Origin of the sequence: Streptomyces lavendofoliae, assembly GCF_014649735.1 — a bacterium.
Lineage (GTDB): Bacteria > Actinomycetota > Actinomycetes > Streptomycetales > Streptomycetaceae > Streptomyces > Streptomyces lavendofoliae.
In genome coordinates this window covers 119,613-138,789 of record NZ_BMTP01000006.1, presented here as the reverse complement: position 1 = coordinate 138,789, position 19,177 = coordinate 119,613, and the positions used below count along the sequence as shown (strand labels likewise).

Here is a 19,177-nt window from a genome sequence, read left to right as displayed (position 1 = left end):
ACGCCTCCTCTCCTGCTACGGCAGGGTCCATTTCTGGTTGGGTCCGGTGTGGCAGGTCCACAGGTGCAGGCGGGTGCCGTCGTTCCAGGTGGCGCCTTCGGCGTCGAGGCATTTGCCGGAGCGGGGGTTGCGCAGGGTGCCGTCGGTGTGGGGGGTCCATTGCTGGGCGGTGGTGCCGTTGCAGGTCCAGAGCTGGATCCTGGTGCCGTCGGTGGTGGCGCCGCCGCTGATGTCGAGGCATTTGCCGAGGGCGTGCAGGGTGCCGTCGCCGGGGAGGGTCCATTGCTGGGCGGGGACGGTGGCGCAGGTCCACAGCTGGATGTGGGTGCCGTCGGTGCTCGCCCCGCCGGCGACGTCGGCGCACTTGCCGTTCACCCCCCTCACCGCACCCGTCCGGGGACCGGCGCTGCCGGTGGTGAGCCGGAAGTCGTCCACGTCGAACAGCGAGCCGGCCCCGCCCCTGAAGACGAGGTACAGCGTCGTCGTACCGGCCGGGCGGTTCGAGAGCGCGGTGGAGACGTCCTGGAAGGTCTCCCAGCCGCCCGTCACCGGCACCGCCGCCGTACCCAGCAGGGTTCCGGTGGGTGAGCCGGCCCGTACCTCCAGGGTGCCGCCGGTGCCGGCGGAGGAGACCCGCGCGGTGAACCGGGTGGCGTCGTCGAGCGCGTACGGCGTGAACGAGATCCAGTCGCCGTTCTCGATGTGCCCGACCGTCCGGCCGCCGTGGGCGGGCGCGTGGGTGACGACCTGGACGCCCGAGGAGCCGCCGAAGTGCTCGGCCTGCCGGTGGCTGGGCTGGCTGATGTGCTGGTCGTGCGCGGTCAGCGCGGGCTGTCCGCCCGCCCCCTTGTCGGTGTACTCGGCGTCCCAGACGCCGAAGATGTTCGCGTTGGGGTCGTGCTCGCCGTCCGCGATGGTCTGCACGGTGCCGGAGCAGCCGGTCGCGGAGGTCTGCGGGTGGCCGTGGCTGTCGTGCCCGACGATGAAGGTGACCTTGACCTTCGAGCAGTCGATCGTCCCGTCCTCCGGGTCGGTCACGGTGACCCGGAACGGAACGGCGGCGCCCGGGTCGATGATCCGCCCGTCGGCCGGCAGCTCCAGCCGCACGGTCGGCGCGGTGTTGCCCACGGTGACCTGCAGGGAGGCGGTGGCGCTGCGTCCGGTGCCGTCCGAGACGGTGACGGTCGCGGTGTACTGCCCGTTGGCGGTGTACGTGTGCGACGGGTTCGCGGCCGTGGAGCCCGCGCCGTCGCCGAACCTCCAGGCGTACGTCAGCGGGTCGCCGTCCGGGTCGGAGCTGCCGGCCGAGGAGAACGCCACGGTCAGCGGCGCCTGCCCCGAGGTGCGGTTCGCCGTGGCCTGGGCGACGGGGGAGCGGCCCGCGGTGACGTGCTCGACGCGGTACAGCGCCGAGTTGGCGTCGCCGTTGAAGTAGCCGGTGCCGTAGTCCAGTACGTACAGGGCCCCGTCCGGCCCGAAGGCCATGTCCATCACCTGGGTGCCGTTCCAGGGGAAGGCGTTGATGGACTGGACCGTGCCGTCGGTGCCCTGGGCGATGCGTTTGATCCACTTGCGGCCGAACTCGCCGGCGAAGAAGTTCCCGTCATGGCTCTGCGGGAACTTGACCGGGGACGTGGAGGCGGCGTCGTAGCGGTAGACCGGCCCGCCCATGGGCGACTCCGAGCCGCTGCCGAACTCCGGTACGGAGCCTCCGTCGTACGGGATCCACGCGGGCTGCGCCGGCGGCAGGTCGGTGAGGCCGGTGTTGCGCGGCGAGGTGTTCCTCGGCGCGGCGCAGTCGAACCTGCCGCCGGTCGCGCCGGTGGCGAAGTCGTGGTCGCCGTAGGCGTCGTTCTTACCCGTGCAGTAGGGCCAGCCGTAGTTGCCGGCCCTGGTGACGCGGTTGAACTCGACCTGGCCGGCCGGGCCGCGGGTGGGGCTGGCGGTGCCGGCGTCGGGGCCGTAGTCCCCGACGTAGACGATGCCCGTGGGCTTGTCGACGCTCATCCGGAACGGGTTGCGGAAGCCCATGGCGTAGATCTCGGGCCGGGTCCTCGCGGTGCCGGGGGCGAACAGGTTGCCGGTGGGGACGGAGTACGAGCCGTCCGCGTTCACCTTGATCCGCAGCACCTTGCCGCGCAGGTCGTTGGTGTTGCCCGCCGAACGCTGGGCGTCGTACGCGGGGTTGCGGGAGGCGCGTTCGTCGATCGGCGTGTATCCGTCGGAGGCGAAGGGGTTGGAGTCGTCACCGGTCGACAGGTACAGGTTGCCCTGGGCGTCGAAGTCGATGTCGCCGCCCACGTGGCAGCAGATCCCGCGTGAGGCGGGCACGTCGAGGACCTTCCGCTCGCTGGCCGGGTCGAGGGTGCCGTCCGTGCGGAGCACGAACCGCGACAGTCGGTTCACCCCGTCGAAGGGAGCGAAGTCGGCGGCCGTGCCGTCCCCGGGGGCGTCACCGGCCGGGGTGGACAGCTTGGGCGCGTAGTACAAGTAGACGTGGCGGTTGGTGGCGAAGCCCGGGTCCACGCCGACGCCCTGGAGGCCCTCCTCGTCGTGGGAGTACACGTCCAGTCTGCCCGACACCCTGGTCGTGCCCGCGGCGTCGGTGATCCGCAGGGTGCCGTCGCGCGAGGTGTGCAGGACCGAGCGGTCGGGGAGGACCGCCATGGTCATCGGCTCGCCCGTCTCGGCCACGCCCTTGGCGAGGGTGACCTGCTGGAACTCCTCCGCCGCGACGGCGGCGGGAGCGGGGGCGTGAGCCCGGGCCGGCGCCGGGGGCGCGGCGGCGGTGGCGGCCGTGGTCGCGGGGGTGAGGAAGCCCGCCGCGAGCACCGCGGCGAGGAGGAGGGCCGGCTTCCGGCGGGGTCGTTCCGGTCTTGTGCGCACAGGAGTCTCCCGGGACGGTGGGGAAGCCCGCGGCCAGGGGTGTGGGACCGCGGGGAGAACGCAGGAGGGAGCACAGGCGCGCGCCGTCGCGCCGGAAGAGCGCCGGTCACGGCTCATGACCGGTTCGGTGCAGTGAAGTTAGCGGGCCCGGTCCGGTTGCGTAACCCCTTTCGCGGGGGCTTCGGGAACTTCTTCCTGCACCGGGACAAAGAATCGGCGGTCCGCCGGGAGGCGGACCGCCGATGGGACGCGCTGTGCGCGGGTGCTTAGAAGACGCTCACGCCGTAGGCGCTCAGCGCCTCGGTGACCGGCTGGAAGAACGTGGTGCCGCCGCTGGAGCAGTTGCCGCTGCCGCCGGAGGTGAGGCCCAGCGCGGTGGTGCCCGAGAACAGGGCGCCGCCGCTGTCGCCGGGCTCGGCGCAGACGTTGGTCTGGATCATGCCGTAGACGATGTCACCGTTGCCGTAGTTGACGGTCGCGTTGAGACCGGTGACCGTACCGCCGCGCAGACCGGTGGTGCTGCCGCTGCGCTGGACGGACTGGCCGACGGAGGCGTTGCCCGCGGCCGTGATGTCACGGTAGCTGCCGTTGTACAGGTACACGCGGCCGTCCGCCGCCGAGGCGTTGGAGTGACGGATGATGCCGTAGTCGTTGTTGGGGAAGCTGGATCCTGTGCGGGTGCCGAGCACGGTGGTGTTCGCCGAGTTGGTGTACCAGGTGCTTCCGATGTTGGTGCAGTGACCGGCCGTCAGGGCGTAGTAGGTGCTGCCGCTGCGGACGTTGAAGCCGAGCGAGCAGCGCCCGCCGCCCGCGTAGATGGCCTGGCCGCCCGCTATGAGCTTGTTGAACGTGCCCGGCGTGCGCTTGATCTCGAGCGCGCCGGCGCGGCTTCCGGCGGCCTCCTTGATGCGGGCCAGCTCGGCGGCGGACACCGTGGAGTCCGCCGTGACGACGAGCTTGCCGGTCTTGGTGTCCGTGTACCAGGCGGTGCCCGGGACGTCGGCGCCGAGGACGGCGTCGCTCGCCTCGGCCAGCTGGGCGGCGGTGGTGCGCGCGCCGTCGACCGGGGCGGCGCCGGCGCTCGGGGCCGCAAGCGCGGAGGCGGTCAGGAGGGCGGCGGCCACGGCGGTCAGCCGGGCGCCTCTCGCGATGCCGCCGAGGGGGGTGAAGCGCTTGAAGTTCACTGCATCCTCCGGTGGGGGATCCGTGGCCCGCTGGGTGGGCGGGCCCGACAGGGCGCCGGAAGCCGGCTCACGACGGGGGGTGACCGGCATGTGCCTGACAAGCGGCGCGCTAGGAATCCTGGGCTCCGGTCGGCTGCCCGGGCAAGATCGCCTTTTGGCCGCGCTACGCGCGTCGGTCGGGCCGGGCGTGCTCGAGCGGTCGGTCGAGGGATCGCGGGTGCCCGGCGGGGCGGTGCCGCGGCCGGTCGGCCGGGGTGTCCGGAGGGGCGGGGAGCAAAGCGGGGAAACGTTTGCTGAGCGTTCACCGGCCCGTCCGGTGACCCGGCCGGCGTCCGGCGGGCCGGGCGGGGGAGCGGGGGCGTGGCCGGCCGTCGAACGACCCGTTCGACGCTGTTCAGCGTTCAACCGGGGGATGGAGGCGGGCGCCCCCGACCGGACCGAATCAGTCCGCTTCGCCGGGTGCCGGCGCGCCTGCACGGCGGCCGGCGTTGCAGTGGCTCCCGCAACCGGCACCCGTGACGGCCGGCTCCGGCCCCCGGGCGGCGGCGGCCCGGCGCGCCGGCGGTACCGAGGGGCCGGAGGCGGCCGGCGGAGGACCCCGGCGGGCGTCCTTATGCGCCGATCGCTCCCGTTCGCCCAGCGGTCCACCGTGTCCGAATCCCGTCCATCGGCCTCTCGACGGCAGTGCCCCGCGGGTCGGGAGGAGGTCGGCCGGCCCGGCCCCCGACCCGGCCGAGGCGCGGGGCGGGCCGCGACCGCCCGGGCGCACCGACGACGCCGGAGGCGTGACCAGGGGTGTAAAGCACCGGGTGGCGAGGAAGTCGGGAGACACCAGTGAAGCCGGGTGAAGGAGAGACATGAAGGACCGCGACCACCAGCCCGAGACCGCCGCCGAAGAGGTACTGGACGAGTTCGAGGAAGCCGAGCTGCGGCTCGACGACGGGGGGCCCGACGAACACGACAAGGAAGCGGCGGACACCCTCACGCCCAGCAGGACCGGCCAGGAGTCGGTGCAGAACGCCCGGCACCGCCGGGGCGACTCCGCCTCCTGACGGCGCCGGGCGAGCCCACGGCCGCGCCGGAGCCGTCGGCACCGGCGCGTGCGCGCCCCGCGCCGCCCTGCCCGTACGCGCCGGACCGGGCCGGGCCGTACGGGCCGGGGTGTCCGCTACGCGCCGCCCGGTACGGGCCGCGCCGCGTCGTACGCGCAGGCCGCCTCCGCACACGCCTCGGTGCCACGGTGCCGGGAGACAGCCGGCCGCGGCCCAGACAGGTGCAACGGATGCGGGGCTCGGTGAGGGCGCCGGCCCGCGAAGACACCCACCGGCATCGTCCCGGCCCCGCGAGCCGAGATCACCCCGGCCGCCGCAGCCACGCATCGAGAGCCGCGTAGTCGCTGTCCGTCCGTCAGGCCCTGGCGTCACGATCAGGCGCGGGGGACGTCTTCGTCGGTTCACGGCCGGCATGGTCAGGCTCGCCGCCCTCGTCATCCGGCTCCGGCTCCGGCTCCGGGCGGCTCCGGGCCGGGCCGGAGCGGATCGGCAGGACAGGTCCTAGCCGGCCGACTGCGACGCCGCCGCCGTGGGGCGCAGATCCGCCAGGCCCAGTTCGTGCGCCGGGCGGTCGGGGACGGCGATGCGGCTCGTGACGCCCAGGTCCGCCCCGACGTGGAGCAGCTCACCCGGTTCCATGAGCCGCCAGTGGGGGTTGTCGTCCATGCGCTCGCTGGCGACGACGACCGCCGGGGCGCCGGTCAGCTCCGCTGAGTGGACGCGCATCCGGCCCTGCGCGCCGCTGTGGTCGAGGTGCCGGTCGCCGTGGTGGCCGCCGGCCGGGCGGTGCAGGACATAGAGGCGGTGCGTGTCCGGGTAGCGCAGGGCCCACAGCTCGTCGCGCGTCGTCACGATCAGGTTGAGGGCGAAGAGCGGCAGGTGGCGGGCGACCCAGCGGGCCGCCGCCTCGAGCCCGGCGGCGACATCGCCGTCGTGGGCCCGTACGCTCCGGGTGATCAGCGCGAAGAACCGCTCCGAGTCGGTGTCCCCGGTCACCAGCGCACGGTCCTCGCCCAGCTCCGCGTCGATCGCCTCCGGGTCCTCGATGACCCCGTTGTGGGCGAACAGCCGCCCGTCCTGGAGGAAGGGGTGCGTGTTGCGGGTCTCCAGGGCACCGGTCGAGGCGAACCGCACATGGGCCAGGAACGTGGCGGAGCGGACCCGCCTGGCCTCCTCGGCGAAGGCGCGGTCGCGGTACGCGGCGATGGGCGCCTTGTCGACCCGCGCGGTGCCGTCGGCGTCGAAGTACCCGAGGCCGGTGCCGTCCGGGTCGTGCCGGCTCTGGTCCCGGAGGCTGTCCGGGGCGTCCAGCAGCCAGAACGTGGCATGGGTGCGCCGCGGGGCGCTGCTCAGCCCGAACAGTCGGCACATGCGGGAATTCCTTTCTCGACGGCCCTCGGCGGACGGCGGCGCCCGTGCTCAGCGCCTCCCGGGCCGCCTCGGATCCTTGGTCTCGGCGCCGTGGGCGAATCCGCCCGCGTCGTCGGCGTCCCGCTGCGGGCCGGGCTGGCGCTCCAGCCGTGCCAGGACGCGGCGCAGGTCGTCCAGGAGCAGGTCCGCCAGGTCGTGCCCGAAGCCGTTGCGCACGACGATGCGCAGCACCTCCAGGTCGGTGCGGTTCTCGGGGAAGGTGTAGGCGGGCACGAGCCAGCCGCGCTCCCGCAGCGCCGCGGACACGTCGTAGACGCTGTACGTCCCCACTCCCTCCCGGATCCTGAAGGCGAACACCGGTGCCTGACCGCCGTCCGTGATCAGCTCGAACGGCCCGAGTTCGGCGATGCGCGCCGCCAGCCGCGTCGCGACGTCCCGGCAGGTCTGCTGGACCCGGCGGTAGCCGTCGAAACCCAGCCGCAGGAAGGTGTAGTACTGCGCGACCACCTGCGCACCGGGCCGGGAGAAGTTCAGCGCGAAGGTCGGCATGTCGCCGCCCAGGTAGTTGACGTGGAAGACCAGGTCGTCCGGGAGCGCGTCGGCGTCCCGCCACAGCGCCCAGCCGACCCCCGGCATGACCAGGCCGTACTTGTGCCCCGACGTGTTGATCGACGCGACCCGCGGCACCCGGAAGTCCCACTCCAGAGCGGGGTCGACGAACGGGGCGATCATGGCCCCGGAGGCGCCGTCCACATGGACGGGTACGTCGAGGCCCGTACGCGCCTCGAAGGCGTCCAGAGCGGCCGCGATCTCCGCGACGGGCTCGTAGCTGCCGTCGAACGTCGAGCCCAGCACCGCGACGACCCCGATGGTGTTCTCGTCGCACAGCCCGACGGCGGTCTCCGGCGTCAGGTGGTACCGGTCGCCGTCCATGGGGACGTAACGGGGCTCCACCTCGAAGTAGTCGGCGAACTTTTCCCAGCAGATCTGGACGTTGACGCCCATCACCAGGTTGGGCCGGTCCACCGGCTTCCCCGCCGCCCTGCGCCGGTGCTGCCACCGCCGTTTGAGCGCCAGCCCGGCCAGCATCGCCGCCTCGCTCGACCCCGTGGTCGAGCAGCCCATCACCCGGTCGGGGTCGGGGGCGTGCCAGAGGCGGGCCAGCATGTGCACGCACCGCGTCTCCAGCTCCGCCGTCTGCGGATACTCGTCCTTGTCGATCATGTTCTTGTCGGCGCATTCGGCCATCAGGCGCTGCGCCTGCGGCTCCGCCCACGTGCTGACGAAGGTCGCCAGGTTGAGCCGGGCGTTGCCGTCGAGCATCAGCTCGTCGTGCACCAGCTGGTAGGCGGTGTCCGGATCCATGGCCCCGTCGGGCAGCGCGTGACGGGGGACCGTGACGGGCTCCCGGCTGAAGAGCGGGTTGAGCTGGAGGTCGCGGCTGTGCCGCGTGCCGTGCCGGGACCGGTCCACGGGGTTCAGGGGCATCGCTCGACGTCCTTCCACACGGATCGGTCCGTGCCTCCACGCCATTCCCCGCCGTCCGGCGCCCGGCCCGCCGGCCGTGCGCTTCCCCCCGGAATGGCCCAACGCCGACGGCCCGACGCCCCGGCCCACGCCGGGGCCGGAACCCGCGTCGGCCGCCCGGACCCGGCGACAAGCCATGCCCGGGCTTGGGCGGCCGACGGCGGGCCGGTCGTCCCGGTGCCCTCCTCGAGGTGGGACCCGGGGCTTCCGATACGCCCGGCCGCACAGGACGTACTCCCGCAAGTCGCCCTTGCCGGGGGCCGCACGGCCGAGCTTCCCGTCGGCGACGACCCGCGTGTCACCGGTGGGCCGCCGTGCACACCGGGTGAGCGGCGGGGTCACCGCCCACCCCCTGGAGCGTGGGCCAAAACGTTCTCATCCGTACCCGGCCGGACACCCAACGCGACGGCAGGAGCCCCAATGAGCCACGGTACGTAACAGGTTCGGGCCGGACGGGTGCGCGGGAGCCGCCCCTGCCGATACGGTCCGCCCGTGGACGACACCGAGTTGACCGAGGGCATCGACGCGTGCGCGGCGCCCGACCGGTTCGTGCGACTGCGGCTCGCCGCCTACGACGCGGCAGCGGACGCGGGCATCTCCTGGGCCCTTAAGGCCCAACGGCCGCGCCGGGCCGAGATACGGATCGCACGGGAACTGCACCAGGACATCCAGGCGGCCCGGGCCGCCTGGAGCACCCCGGAAACTCACGACGAGCCCTGGCCGCAGCTGGTGCGGAGGCTGCACAGCCTGCTCCACATCAGCCACCTCATACGCGCGCTGCTGGAGACCGGCGGCACCGACGACCTCGACGCGGAACTGGTCCAGGCCCTGCGGACGGCCGCCGTGATGTGCGGCGGATTCGACCGGCCGCTGACGGAACTGGAGGACTCGCTCCGCGATCCCCCGCGCGATGACGGCCCGGACCGGGGCACCGGGCGCGCGGCCGACCCCGGCCTCCTGGCGGTGGCGTCGCGGCACGCGCTGACCGCCCTGCTCCTGCTGGACAAACAACTCCTGTCCAAGATCGCCGCCTGCGAGAGTGCGGCCCAGTGACGGCGCGGAACCGGCGCCCCCCGCACCACCCGGTGCGGCTCGCGGTGTGCCGGTTCCGGTCGCCGGAGGACGGCGGGGCCGGCACCCGCGCCACCCGGCCGGGGAACCGGCGGGACCCGCAAGACACGCCCTAGCCCCAGACCGTCTCCGCCACCGCCGCACCGGCGAAGACCGCGCCCAGACCGGCGCCGACGCTGCCGGCCACGTTCAGGGCCGCGTACAGGGACGCACCACCCTCCACCAGCCGCAGCGTCTCGTAGGAGAACGTCGAGTACGTGGTGAGCGCCCCGCACAGCCCCGTGCCCAGCAGCAGGCGGAGTTCCGGCGCGGCGGCCCCCGCCGTGACCGCTCCCGTCACCAGGCCCAGTACCAGGCAGCCCACCACGTTGACCGTGAACGTGCCCCACGGGAAGGCGGAGTCGTGGCGCGCCTGCACGGCCCGGTCGGTCAGGTACCGCAACGGCGCCCCGACCGCGGCGCCCGCGACCACCCACAGCCAGGTCACCGCACCCGCCCCCCACCGGCGTACCGCGCCACCTCGCGCGGGCCGGGCACCACCGGCCCGTCCCCGTGCAAACCGTCCGGCGGCGGCGGGAACGCCCGCGCGCGCTCCTGGTCGTCCGCGGGCCGGGTCATGCCTGCCGCCACGTCAGTACGCGGCGCGTCAGCCACGCCGCCGTGCCCACCGCCACCAGCGCCGCCGACGGCGTGAGGACGAGATACGCGAGCCCGGCCCGGAATCGGCCGCCCTCGACGAGCTGCCGGACGTCCAGCGCGTACGTCGAGAACGTGGTGAACCCGCCGAGCACCCCCGTGCCGAGGAACGGGCGGACCAGCCGGTGGACCGCCCGGGCCCTGCCGGCCACCACCATCAACACGCCGATCAGCGCGCAGCCGAGGACGTTGACGCCCAGGGTGGTCCACGGGAAGCCGCCCACGGGCGTGGGCCGGACCAGGGACGCGGCGTAGCGCGCCGAGGCGCCCACCGCCCCGCCGAGCGCCACCACGGCGACCACCGGGGCCTGCACCCGCCACGCTGTCATGTACGTCCATCCCCACCGGCCGGGGCAGCCCCGGGTCGATCTCGGCCGTCAGCGTAACGCGCCGCTACCGCCCCAGGCCGTCCAGGGGGCGGAGGTCGGAGTCGGTCAGGGCGCGCCCGGCGCTCTGCGGCTCCGGACTGCCGGTGTTGCCGTACGACTGCGTCGAGAAGTTGCCGTTCTGCGTGTGCAGCTCGCGGTCGCCCACCGCGGATGCCGCGGGGGAGGAGGCACCGAGAACGGCCGCGGCGACGCCGGCGGCGGCGAGAACCTGCTTGATCATGGGTTCGTTTCCTATCGTCGTAGCGACCGGGGTCGGACTGCGTAACGGTCGTCCGGCGACGGACGTATGCCGTATTCACCCGTATGCCGCAGCCGCCGGCCGGTCGCGCACGGGTCAGCCGCGCACCGGCCGGAAGTACCGCTCCAGGGCCCACGCGGCCAGCCGGTGCCCGGCGGCGTTGCCGACGGTGTCGGCGGTCCGCGTGTGGATGCCGCCCCACACGCGGGCGTTCACGACGTCCCTGTCGTACTCGTGCGCGTAACGGTGGTGCCGTGTCGTGCCGGTGCCCCGGGACGACAGGAACAGGTCGATGCGGGACGTGCCGAGCAGGCCGGTGAGGGTGCCCGTCAACGCGCCGCCGGACGCCGCGTGGCCGCTCAGGTAGTCCGGGTGCGGGGGCGTGGGCAGCAGCGGCTCCCACCGGGAGTCGGCCGTGGTGGCCGGGTTGCCGTCCCGGCCGGCCTCCCGGATGGCGGTGACGGGCCGCCAGGTGCCGTAGGTCAGCTTGGCGTCCCAGGCGGTGACCACCGCGTCCAGCTGGACGGTGTTGACGGCCGCGTACAGCCGGGCCGTGTCGACGAGGTCGAACCGGTGCCGGTCCGCGTGGTCGCCCAGCGCCTTCTGCAGGTCGAGTTCGGTGAAGTACACCGCGGTCTCCGTCTGCCACGGGCTGCGGGCCGAGCCCTCCTTGGCGCCGTACGCCCGCACCTCCGCCAGGTCCCGCGCGTACCGGACGGAGGTGAGCGGGGGCGGCGGAGGCGGCCGGAACCAGGCGGGGGAGTCGAGGAGCATCGGGCGCAGCCGGGCCAGCCAGGCGCTGGCGAACGGCTGGTGGCCCGGTGGCGTGGGCCGCCAGACCCCGGGCGCGGGACGCGCCGCGAACGGCACCGGCGCGCCGCGCCCGTCCCCGGCGCGCAGCGCCAGTAGGTGGTCGGCGGCGCGCTCGCCGAACGTGACGCCCTCGTCCTCGGCCCGGCCGTCCGGGACCCGCGCCAGGCTCGTGGCGTAGACCTCGCGCAGCCGGGGCGCGGCAGCCGGGAACGAGAGCCGCAGCAGCCGGTGCGCGGCCGCCGCCGCGGCGGCCTCCGCCGACGCCGTACGGGGACCGCGCGCGCCCCACCGGTAGGGCTCGTACCGTCCCTCGACGCCGACGACCGCGTTGTACATGGCCGTCGAGACCAGCGCGTGCCACACCGCCTCCTCCGGGGTGGTCAGCCCGCCCACCGGATCCACCGTCCCGGCGACGGTGCCCATCCACTCGGTGATCACCGTGCCGGGCACCGGGGCTCCGGCCCGTGCCGTCGGCCCGGTCGCCACCGTCCCCGCGGTCGCGTGCGGGCCCGCGGCGGCCAGCGCCGCCAGCCCCGTCATGGCGGCGACCGCCACGGCCGCGCGTGACCCCGGCCGTCCCGCTCTCCTGTGTCGCACAGCAAGCTCCTCGCACCGGACGGACTCTTCCCCGAACAGCTGTAGACCCCGGGGCGGGCGGTCAATCGCTCCGCCTCCGGGGTCTGCGCTGTCAGGGGCAGTCACGCCACCCGCTCGGAGTCAGCCTCAGTCGTCGATGCCGTCCAGGACCTTGCCGAGGTCGACGAACGCGAAGTTGGTGGCCTCACGGTCGCCGTCCACCGGCGTGTCGTGGCCGTCCTGGACGACGAGCAGGCCGTGCGGGTACTTCGTGCCGAGCGGGGCGTTGAGGACGGCGGCGCCGTCGCACTCCTCGGAACCGTCGATGGCGCCGTCGGCCGTGGCGGTGACGCGGAACCCGCCCTCGTACTCGTTGGCGTCCTCCAGCTCACGGTCGTACGCGGCGAAGGTGTCGTCGCCCTGGCTGGAGGCCAGGATGTAACCGTCACCGTCGGGCTCGGTGAGCAGGGTCAGGCCCTCGACGTCGGCCGCCAGGCGGGTGCCGCCGAAGCCCGGGTCGGTGCCGGCCGAGCACTCCTCGGTCTCCTCGTCGTACACGCCCGGAACGCCGTACTCGCGGACGCGGTCGATGAGCTTGGGGGCGGCGGTCAGGTCCGCGCGCATGCGCCAGATGCCGACGTCCTCCTGGCCCGCGTACAGCATGCCGTTCGCGGGGTCGACGACCATGCCCTCGATCTGCGGCAGCTCGTCCGGCTCGCCGCAGGGCGTCCAGGAGGTGCCGTCGGGGAGGCGGAAGGCGGAGGGCAGGTCCAGGGTGCGGACCTTCCGGTAGGTGACCGTTCCGGTGGCGGTGGGCGTGAGCTCCAGCAGGGCGACGGTGGTGCGGTTGCGGCGGCTGACCAGGGCGTAGGAGCGGCCGGACGCGGCATCGGTCCAGGTGGCGAGCCCGTAGGCGGTCTGCTGGTCGTTGATCTCGTCCTGGTTCGACGAGAACACCGGCGGCGCGGCGGGGTCGGTGACGTCGACGAGCGGTCCGCCGGCGCGGCCCGGAGCGATGCGGTGGATACGGAGGCGGTCGTGTCCGCGGTCGGTCGTCACGCTGACGTCGGCGCGGCCGGACGGCAGGCGCAGGCCGTGGACGAGGTCCACGTTGTTGAAGCGGCCGGGGGCGTCGTCGGGCCCGGCGGCCGGGGGAGCGGGGATGGCCTGTACCTGGCGGGCGTCGAGGTCGTAGACCCGCAGGCCGCCCTCCTTGGCGGTGGCGATGACGAGGCTGCGGTCCGGCTGGGCCGCGTTGCGCCAGATCGCCGGGTCGTCGGCGTTGGCGTTGCCGCCCGCCTCGTCGTCGTAGAGCGTGGCGGTCTCCGCGCGCGGGGTGACGCCGGGCAGGGCGAGGACGGCGCCCGATGACGGGTGCGCGCCGGCGGGGACGGCCGCGGCGAGCGCCGCCAGAGCCGTACCGAGGACGAGACCGGCCGACCGGGCGGGACGGAGCCTGAACACGAGAGGTAACCCCTTGCTGTCGGGAGCATGGCAAACCGCTGCCGATCATGGACGGGCCCGGTGACCGGTTCGCCTACGCAAGGTGTTCCTCTCGTGAACTCACCGCTGAACCACCGCTGAACCGACCGCTGAACCGACCGCCGCACCGCGCCGGGGCGAGCGCGGCGCGGCCGTCCCGCCCGGGGCCTGTCCGGGCGTGCCCGTCCGCCGCTCAGGTCGGCGCGCCCGGCGCCGGCGTCTCGGCGGGCATGTCCTCCGGTGCCCGCACGGGCCCGGGCGCCGGTCCACCGGGCTCGAACCCCGCCAGCATGCGCTCCAGCGCCTCCTGGTCCGGCCCGAAGAACGGGTCCGCCCCGGGCGCCCCGCTGATCGTGTCGACCATCCGGGGCACCAGCCCGGTGGCCGGCGGCAGGTGCGTGCCGAGGACGGTCTCGGGGTCCATCTCCCGCAGCGGTCGCACCGTGGCGAGGAACCTGTCCACGTCGACGGCGTGCACCCACGGGCTGTCGACGGTGGCCCACAACAGCTGCGCGGCCCGCAACTGCTCGGGCACCAGCGCACCCGCGTCGTCCCCCCGGGCCAGATCCTCGCTCGGCATGGGCGCCCCGAAGCAGTCCGAGCTGAAGCACGCCCGCGCCCGGTCGTCGTAGAAGCCCACCGTCGCCGGACTGTCGAAGAGCGGCGGCCGGAACGCGGTGAGCGTACGGTCGCCGACGTCGAGGGACTGTCCCGGGTTCAGCAGGAAGACCCGGTCCAGGGGCAGCGGCCGCTCCGTGGACATGATCCCGGCGCCGATGTACGTGGTGACGACCCGCGCCCGCGGAGCCGCCTCCAGCAGGGCGAACAGGCCGCCCGTGTGGTCGCGGTCGGGGTGCGTCAGCCAGATCCACCGCACATCGGCGGGGTCGACCGCGGAGCCGAGCGACTCCAGGAAGTCCCGGTCGGGCAGACCAAGACCGGTGTCCACGACGACTGGCTGTTCGGCGTGCAGGACGAAGGCGTTGACGGGCAGGAATCCGATGCCGGGCACCTCGAGGGAGTCCGCGAGGACGGTGATGTCACGGCCGACTCTGTGCATGGTCATGGTGGAACTCCGCGCCCCCCGGCGAGGTGGAGAAGGCTCGCGACCGCGTGCGGGAGGCGGGGCCGGAGGCACCCGTCCCGGCTCCCACCTCCATGGTGGTCCCGCCCGCGCCCGCCCGCACTCCGGCGCGGGGGCCCCGGTCGGGGCGGCGTTCGGCCGGCGCGGCCGGTGGTACCCCCCGGCGGCCGTTCGGCCACACCGGCGTGCGCCCGCGCCGGTATGGAGGCACGGTTGCGGTACGGAGAGGAGCGGTCATGGGCGGCGCAGAGGGCACCCCGGCCCACCGCGGGACGCCGGGCGGGCCTGGGCCGGACGCGGGGGCGGCGGAGCCGTCGTCGGCCGAGGGGCTGCTCGACGTCCTCGGGGTGGCGGCCGTGGTGCTGGACGCCGAGGGGCGCATCGTCCTGTGGAGCCCGCAGGCCGAGGCCCTGCTGGGCTACACGGCCGACGAGGCGCTGGGCCGGTACGCGGCCCGGCTGATGGTCGACGAGGAGCACTTCGCCCGGGTCCTCCACCTGTTCGAGCGCGTGATGAGCAGCGGGGACGCCTGGTCGGGGGAGTTCCCCGTCCGCTGCAAGGACGGCACCGCGCGCATGCTGGAGTTCCGCAACATGCGGCTGCTGGACGACCGGGGCGACTACTACGCCCTGGGCCTCGCCACCGACCAGGCGACGCTGCGCCGGGTGGAACGCGACCTGGCCCTGTCGGTCCGGCTGGTGGACCAGTCCCCGATCGGCCTGGCCGTCGTGGGCACCGATCTGCGGTACGTCGGGGTCAACGCCGCGCTGGAACGGATCGACGGCCTGAGCGCCGACCGGCACAAGGGCAGGCGCATCGCGGAGGTCCTCCCCTTCGTCAACGCCGAAGCGGTCGAGGAGGCGATGCGGACCGTCCTGGCCGACGGCGTCCCCCTGCTCGACCGCCAGATGGTGGGCCGTACACCGGCGGACCCCGACCACGACCACGCCTGGTCGGTGTCGCTGTACCGGCTGGAGGACGTGGCCGGCCGGGTGCTGGGGCTGGCCGTCTCGGTGATCGACGTGACCGACCGCCACCGGGCGGCCACCGAGGCCGAGCGGGCACGCGACCGCCTGGCGCTGGTCGCCGACGCCTCCGTACGCATCGGCACCACGCTCGACCTGGAACAGACCGCCCGCGAACTGGCCGACGTCGCGGTACCCGAACTCGCCGACGTCGCCGCCGTCGACATCCTGGACACCGTGCTGGAGGGCCGCCCCGGCCGCGTACCGGCCGACGGGCCGGCCGTCATCCGGGCCCTGGCCGTGGCCGCCGCGTACCCCACCGTCGCCGTCGACGCGGCCGACGTCCCGGGCGAACCCGCCCACTACGGCGCCGACCGGCTCGTCACCCGCTGCGTCCGCACCGCCCGGCCGGTCATGGTGGCCGAGGTCGACGACGACGCCCTGTCCTGCATCGCCCGGGACGGGCAGGCGGCGGAACTCCTCGCCCGGGCCGGCGTCCACTCCTACCTCGCCGTCCCCCTGATCGCCCGGGGCGAGGTGCTGGGCGCGCTCGACCTCAAACGGGCCCGCAACCCGTTCCCGTTCACCGAGGACGACGCCCTGCTCGCCAGCGAGCTGGCCGCCCGGGCGGCGGTGTGCATCGACAACGCCCGCCTGTTCCGGCGGCAGCGCGAGACCGCCCTGACCCTCCAGCGCAGCCTCCTGCCCGAGACGCCCCGCCACCTCGTCGGACTCGAGGTGGCCTCCCGCTACCAGCCGGCCGGGTCCAACAGCGAGGTGGGCGGCGACTGGTTCGACATCATCCCCATGGACGACGGCCGTACCGCACTCGTGGTCGGCGACGTGATGGGCAGCGGCATCAACGCCGCCACCACGATGGGCCGGCTGCGCACCGCCACCCAGACCCTGACCCGGCTCGCCCTCGAACCCGCCGAGGTGCTCCGCCACCTCGACGAGATCACCGCCGGCCTGGAACCCTCCCTCGCCACCTGCGTCTACGCCGTCTACGACCCCCACCGCGCCCAGTGCCGGCTCTGCACCGCCGGACACCCCCCGCCCGTGCTGGTCCGCGCCGGTGCCGGGCCCCGGCTCCTCGACCTCCCCACCGGTGCTCCGCTCGGCGTGGGCGGCGTGCCCTTCCGCGACGTCACCACCGAACTCGTACCGGGCGACCGGCTGGTGCTCTACACCGACGGCCTGGTCGAGACCCGTGACCAGGACATCGACACCCGCCTGGACCGGCTGCTCGACCTTCTCCGCGCACCCGAACCGTCCCTGGAGGACACCTGCGACCGCCTCCTGCGCGAACTGCGGCACGGCGGCAACCACGACGACGTCGCCCTGTTGATGGCCCGCGTCCGCGTGTGACCCCCGGCGCGGTACGCCGGGGTCGCGGTCGCCGGACGGCGGCGGGCCGTGACTGATGGCTGATTGCGGCGTTGGTCTGGCTATGACCACATCTCAGCGCATCCTCGCCGCCCTCGCCCTGGCCGCCGGCGCCTCCGTCCTGTCGGCCCCCACCGCGGGAGCGGTGATCGTGCCCGCTCCCGGTCCCCAGGGGCCCTCCGTCCTCGACCGGGTCGACGGTCTCGCCTCCATCGCCGTCGCACCCGAGCACCGCTCCAAGGTGCCCACGGTGAGGGAGCAGTTCGGCGGGCTCGACGGACTGCAGCGCCTCGGCGAGGCCCGTCAGCTCATCCAGCCGGTGGCCCCGGTGCTGGGGCTGCTGCCCGCGGGCTGACGTTCCCCCGGCCGGGCGGCGGCTACTCGAACCGCGCCGTGTCGCCCGCGCCCCGGCGTACGATCTCGGGCTCACCGCCAGAGAAGTCGATGACCGTGGTCGGCTCGGTGCCGCAATCGCCCGAGTCGACCACTGCGTCCACCAGGTGGTCGAGACGCTCCTTGATCTCCCACCCCTGGGTCAGCGGCTCCTCCTCGTCCGGCAGGAGCAGCGTGCTGGACAGCAGCGGTTCGCCGAGCTCCGCGAGCAGCGCCTGGGTGACCCCGTGGTCCGGGATGCGGACCCCGACCGTCTTCTTCTTGGGGTGCAACAGCTGGCGCGGCACCTCCTTCGTCGCGGGGAGGATGAAGGTGTAGCTGCCGGGCGTCGCCGCCTTGACGGCGCGGAACACGTCGTTGTCCACATGCACGAACTGACCCAACTGGGCGAAGTTCTCGCACACGAGCGTGAAGTGGTGACGGTCGTCGAGACTGCGGATCGACCTGATCCGGCCGAGGCCCTCCCGGTTGCCGAGCTGGCAGCCCAGGGCGAAACAGGAGTCGGTCGGGTACGCGACCAGCCCGCCGGCGCGGATGATGTCGACCACCGTGCTGATCGTGCGCCGCTGGGGATTGTCCGGGTGCACGTCGAAGTACTTCGCCATTCGCCGAGCGTACGCGATCGGGCCGTCCCGGCTCACACCCACGCCCCAGCGGCGCCCACGTGCCCGGCCCGGTGCGGCACGGTCCCCGGCCGGCGCGTCAGCGCGGGGAGCCGGGCCCCACGGGCAGCAGTTCGGGCCGCTTCGCGCGGCGACCGTCGCCGGAGGACCGGCCGCGGACACGGCGCCCGATCCAGGGACCGAGGAACGCGGCGGCCCAGCGCAGTTCGGCCGCCGCCGCGCGCCAGGCCGGGGGCGGGTCCCGCGGGGGGAGGGGGTGCGTCCAGGCGTCGTCGCTGCCGGGCAGCCGGATGGCACGGGCGACCGCGGCGGCGATGCGCTCGTGGCCCAGGGGGCCCGCGTGGAGGCGGTCGGCGGTCCACAGGCGCGGGTCGGTGGAGACGACCTGCCCGCCGGTGTCGGCGACCGTGACGCCGTGGCGGGCGGCCGCGGCGCGGACACGGGCGTTGAGGTCGGCCACCCGGGGTGCGAGCGGCCGGGCGAGCGGGGCGATGCGCCCCACGTCCGGGAAGGTCAGGGTCACCACGTGAGCCCCCGCACCCGTGAGAGCGGCGAACATCGCCTCCAGGTGCCCGGCCACCTCCACCGGGTCGAACCGGGGCCGCAGCAGGTCGTTGAGACCCGCGACGACCGTGACCAGGTCGGGGCGGAGGGCCAAGGCCGGGGCCAGCTGCTCGGCCCTGACCTGGCCGGCGAGGCGCCCCCGTACGGCCAGGTTGGCGTACCGGACGCCGGGGTTCGCCGCGGCGAGGTGCTCGGCCAGCCGGTCGGCCCAGCCGCGCAGTCCCGCCGTGTCGTCCCCGTCGCCGACGCCCTCGGTCATGCTGTCGCCCAGGGCGACGTACCGCAGGTGGTCACCGCTCGCCATGGGTGGCCCTCCGCCTCTCCCGCAGGACGGCCGCGATCCGCAGGCACCAGTCGCGGTGCTCGCGCTCGAAGGCCAGGCCGCGCAGGCAGGTGAGGTACGGCCCGATCCGCTCGCCCCGGAGCAGGAACTCCTCCTCGTCCACGTCGCCGCGCAGCTGCCGCAACAACGCGCTCAGCAGCTCGATCTTGGCCTCGGCCGCCGACGCCCGCTCCTCCAGTTGTCCGATCACCGGTGCCGTGCCGACGCGGTCGGCGGCCTGGACCTTCACCAGCAGGTCGTCGCGGATGAACGACGGCTTCGACGCGGCGGCGGCGAACGCCTCCAGCTCCGCCCGGCCGGCCTCGGTGACCCGGAACAACCGTTTGTTGGGCCGGGTCTCCTGAACCACCTGCCTGCCCGCGACGAGGCCGTCCCTCTCCAGTCTGGCCAGCTCGGCGTAGAGCTGCTGGGGCAGGGCGTGCCAGAAGTTGGCGACGCCGATGTCGAACGCCTTCGCCAGCTGGTACCCGCTGAACTCCCCGTCCAGCAGCGCCGCCAGCACGGCATGCCGCAAAGCCACCGCAGCGGCCCCCT

General features: G+C 74.3%; 17 protein-coding genes. 4 read left to right on the top strand and 13 right to left on the bottom strand.

The window, feature by feature from the left end:
- Positions 1-15: 15 nt before the first annotated feature.
- Positions 16-2,886 (bottom strand): PQQ-dependent sugar dehydrogenase, encoded by a 2,871-nt coding sequence (locus IE109_RS13475; RefSeq protein WP_189551071.1) that lies wholly within the window; start codon positions 2,884-2,886, stop codon positions 16-18.
- Positions 2,887-3,152: 266 nt separating this feature from the next.
- A complete protein-coding gene (locus IE109_RS13470; protein ID WP_189551070.1) occupies positions 3,153-4,070 on the bottom strand; it encodes a S1 family peptidase in 918 nt (305 codons plus the stop codon).
- 857 nt (positions 4,071-4,927) lie between these two features.
- Here IE109_RS13470 and IE109_RS13465 point away from each other — a divergent pair.
- The gene (locus IE109_RS13465) at positions 4,928-5,122 is read left to right on the top strand and encodes a hypothetical protein (protein WP_189551069.1); all 195 of its coding nucleotides are present in this window, start codon (positions 4,928-4,930) and stop codon (positions 5,120-5,122) included.
- 501 nt (positions 5,123-5,623) lie between these two features.
- Here the strand turns inward: IE109_RS13465 and IE109_RS13460 are convergent.
- Together IE109_RS13460 and gad are read right to left on the bottom strand one after the other, a co-directional pair.
- A complete protein-coding gene (locus tag IE109_RS13460; protein ID WP_189551068.1) occupies positions 5,624-6,493 on the bottom strand; it encodes a class II glutamine amidotransferase in 870 nt (289 codons plus the stop codon).
- 48 nt (positions 6,494-6,541) lie between these two features.
- Positions 6,542-7,981, bottom strand: a complete 1,440-nt coding sequence (gene gad / locus IE109_RS13455; protein WP_189551067.1) for a glutamate decarboxylase — start codon at positions 7,979-7,981, stop codon at positions 6,542-6,544.
- Positions 7,982-8,512: 531 nt separating this feature from the next.
- Between gad and IE109_RS13450 the strand changes: the two genes are divergently transcribed.
- Entirely contained in the window at positions 8,513-9,073 is a 561-nt protein-coding gene (locus IE109_RS13450; protein ID WP_189551066.1) for a hypothetical protein, read from the top strand.
- A 130-nt stretch (positions 9,074-9,203) separates the two neighbouring features.
- Here IE109_RS13450 and crcB (IE109_RS13445) read toward each other — a convergent pair whose 3' ends face one another.
- The 6 genes from crcB (IE109_RS13445) to IE109_RS13420 form a co-directional block, all read right to left on the bottom strand.
- The gene (crcB, locus tag IE109_RS13445) at positions 9,204-9,578 is read right to left on the bottom strand and encodes a fluoride efflux transporter CrcB (RefSeq protein WP_189551065.1); all 375 of its coding nucleotides are present in this window, start codon (positions 9,576-9,578) and stop codon (positions 9,204-9,206) included.
- Between the two features lie 127 nt (positions 9,579-9,705).
- Entirely contained in the window at positions 9,706-10,116 is a 411-nt protein-coding gene (gene crcB / locus IE109_RS13440; RefSeq protein ID WP_189551064.1) for a fluoride efflux transporter CrcB, read from the bottom strand.
- Positions 10,117-10,180: 64 nt separating this feature from the next.
- Positions 10,181-10,396 carry a hypothetical protein gene (locus tag IE109_RS13435; RefSeq protein WP_189551063.1) on the bottom strand — a complete coding sequence of 72 codons (216 nt, stop codon included), beginning with the start codon at positions 10,394-10,396 and terminating at the stop codon, positions 10,181-10,183.
- A 114-nt stretch (positions 10,397-10,510) separates the two neighbouring features.
- Positions 10,511-11,824: a vanadium-dependent haloperoxidase gene (locus tag IE109_RS13430; RefSeq protein ID WP_229890979.1), complete on the bottom strand. Its 1,314-nt coding sequence runs from the start codon at positions 11,822-11,824 to the stop codon at positions 10,511-10,513.
- Positions 11,825-11,950: 126 nt separating this feature from the next.
- Positions 11,951-13,267 carry a phytase gene (locus IE109_RS13425; RefSeq protein WP_189551062.1) on the bottom strand — a complete coding sequence of 439 codons (1,317 nt, stop codon included), beginning with the start codon at positions 13,265-13,267 and terminating at the stop codon, positions 11,951-11,953.
- 211 nt (positions 13,268-13,478) lie between these two features.
- The gene (locus IE109_RS13420) at positions 13,479-14,351 is read right to left on the bottom strand and encodes an MBL fold metallo-hydrolase (RefSeq protein ID WP_189551061.1); all 873 of its coding nucleotides are present in this window, start codon (positions 14,349-14,351) and stop codon (positions 13,479-13,481) included.
- Positions 14,352-14,605: 254 nt separating this feature from the next.
- On the opposite strand from IE109_RS13420, the gene IE109_RS13415 reads away from it, so the two are divergent.
- Both IE109_RS13415 and IE109_RS13410 read left to right on the top strand, forming a co-directional pair.
- Positions 14,606-16,702 (top strand): SpoIIE family protein phosphatase, encoded by a 2,097-nt coding sequence (locus tag IE109_RS13415; protein ID WP_189551060.1) that lies wholly within the window; start codon positions 14,606-14,608, stop codon positions 16,700-16,702.
- Positions 16,703-16,784: 82 nt separating this feature from the next.
- Positions 16,785-17,075 (top strand): hypothetical protein, encoded by a 291-nt coding sequence (locus IE109_RS13410; RefSeq protein ID WP_189551059.1) that lies wholly within the window; start codon positions 16,785-16,787, stop codon positions 17,073-17,075.
- 22 nt (positions 17,076-17,097) lie between these two features.
- On the opposite strand, the gene IE109_RS13405 is transcribed toward IE109_RS13410, so the two are convergent.
- The 3 genes from IE109_RS13405 to IE109_RS13395 all read right to left on the bottom strand — a co-directional run bounded on the left by IE109_RS13405 (position 17,098) and on the right by IE109_RS13395 (position 19,163).
- Positions 17,098-17,718, bottom strand: coding sequence for an L-threonylcarbamoyladenylate synthase (locus IE109_RS13405; protein WP_189551058.1), 621 nt, complete (start codon positions 17,716-17,718; stop codon positions 17,098-17,100).
- A gap of 97 nt (positions 17,719-17,815) precedes the next feature.
- Complete coding sequence (locus tag IE109_RS13400) at positions 17,816-18,604, bottom strand: SGNH/GDSL hydrolase family protein (RefSeq protein WP_189551057.1); 789 nt, start codon at positions 18,602-18,604, stop codon at positions 17,816-17,818.
- Positions 18,591-19,163, bottom strand: coding sequence for a PadR family transcriptional regulator (locus IE109_RS13395; protein WP_189551056.1), 573 nt, complete (start codon positions 19,161-19,163; stop codon positions 18,591-18,593). Before IE109_RS13395 ends, IE109_RS13400 begins: the two co-directional genes overlap by 14 nt.
- Positions 19,164-19,177 lie beyond the last annotated feature (14 nt).

Excerpts from the sequence above, each read along its gene's own strand:
- IE109_RS13465 (WP_189551069.1), top strand. The coding sequence starts at position 4,928 with ATGAAGGACCGCGACCACCAGCCCGAGACCGCCGCCGAAGAGGTACTG.
- IE109_RS13460 (WP_189551068.1), bottom strand. The coding sequence starts at position 6,493 with ATGTGCCGACTGTTCGGGCTGAGCAGCGCCCCGCGGCGCACCCATGCC.
- gad (WP_189551067.1), bottom strand. The coding sequence starts at position 7,981 with ATGCCCCTGAACCCCGTGGACCGGTCCCGGCACGGCACGCGGCACAGC.
- crcB (WP_189551064.1), bottom strand. The coding sequence starts at position 10,116 with ATGACAGCGTGGCGGGTGCAGGCCCCGGTGGTCGCCGTGGTGGCGCTC.
- IE109_RS13435 (WP_189551063.1), bottom strand. The coding sequence starts at position 10,396 with ATGATCAAGCAGGTTCTCGCCGCCGCCGGCGTCGCCGCGGCCGTTCTC.
- IE109_RS13420 (WP_189551061.1), bottom strand. The coding sequence starts at position 14,351 with ATGACCATGCACAGAGTCGGCCGTGACATCACCGTCCTCGCGGACTCC.
- IE109_RS13415 (WP_189551060.1), top strand. The coding sequence starts at position 14,606 with ATGGGCGGCGCAGAGGGCACCCCGGCCCACCGCGGGACGCCGGGCGGG.
- IE109_RS13410 (WP_189551059.1), top strand. The coding sequence starts at position 16,785 with ATGACCACATCTCAGCGCATCCTCGCCGCCCTCGCCCTGGCCGCCGGC.
- IE109_RS13405 (WP_189551058.1), bottom strand. The coding sequence starts at position 17,718 with ATGGCGAAGTACTTCGACGTGCACCCGGACAATCCCCAGCGGCGCACG.
- IE109_RS13400 (WP_189551057.1), bottom strand. The coding sequence starts at position 18,604 with ATGGCGAGCGGTGACCACCTGCGGTACGTCGCCCTGGGCGACAGCATG.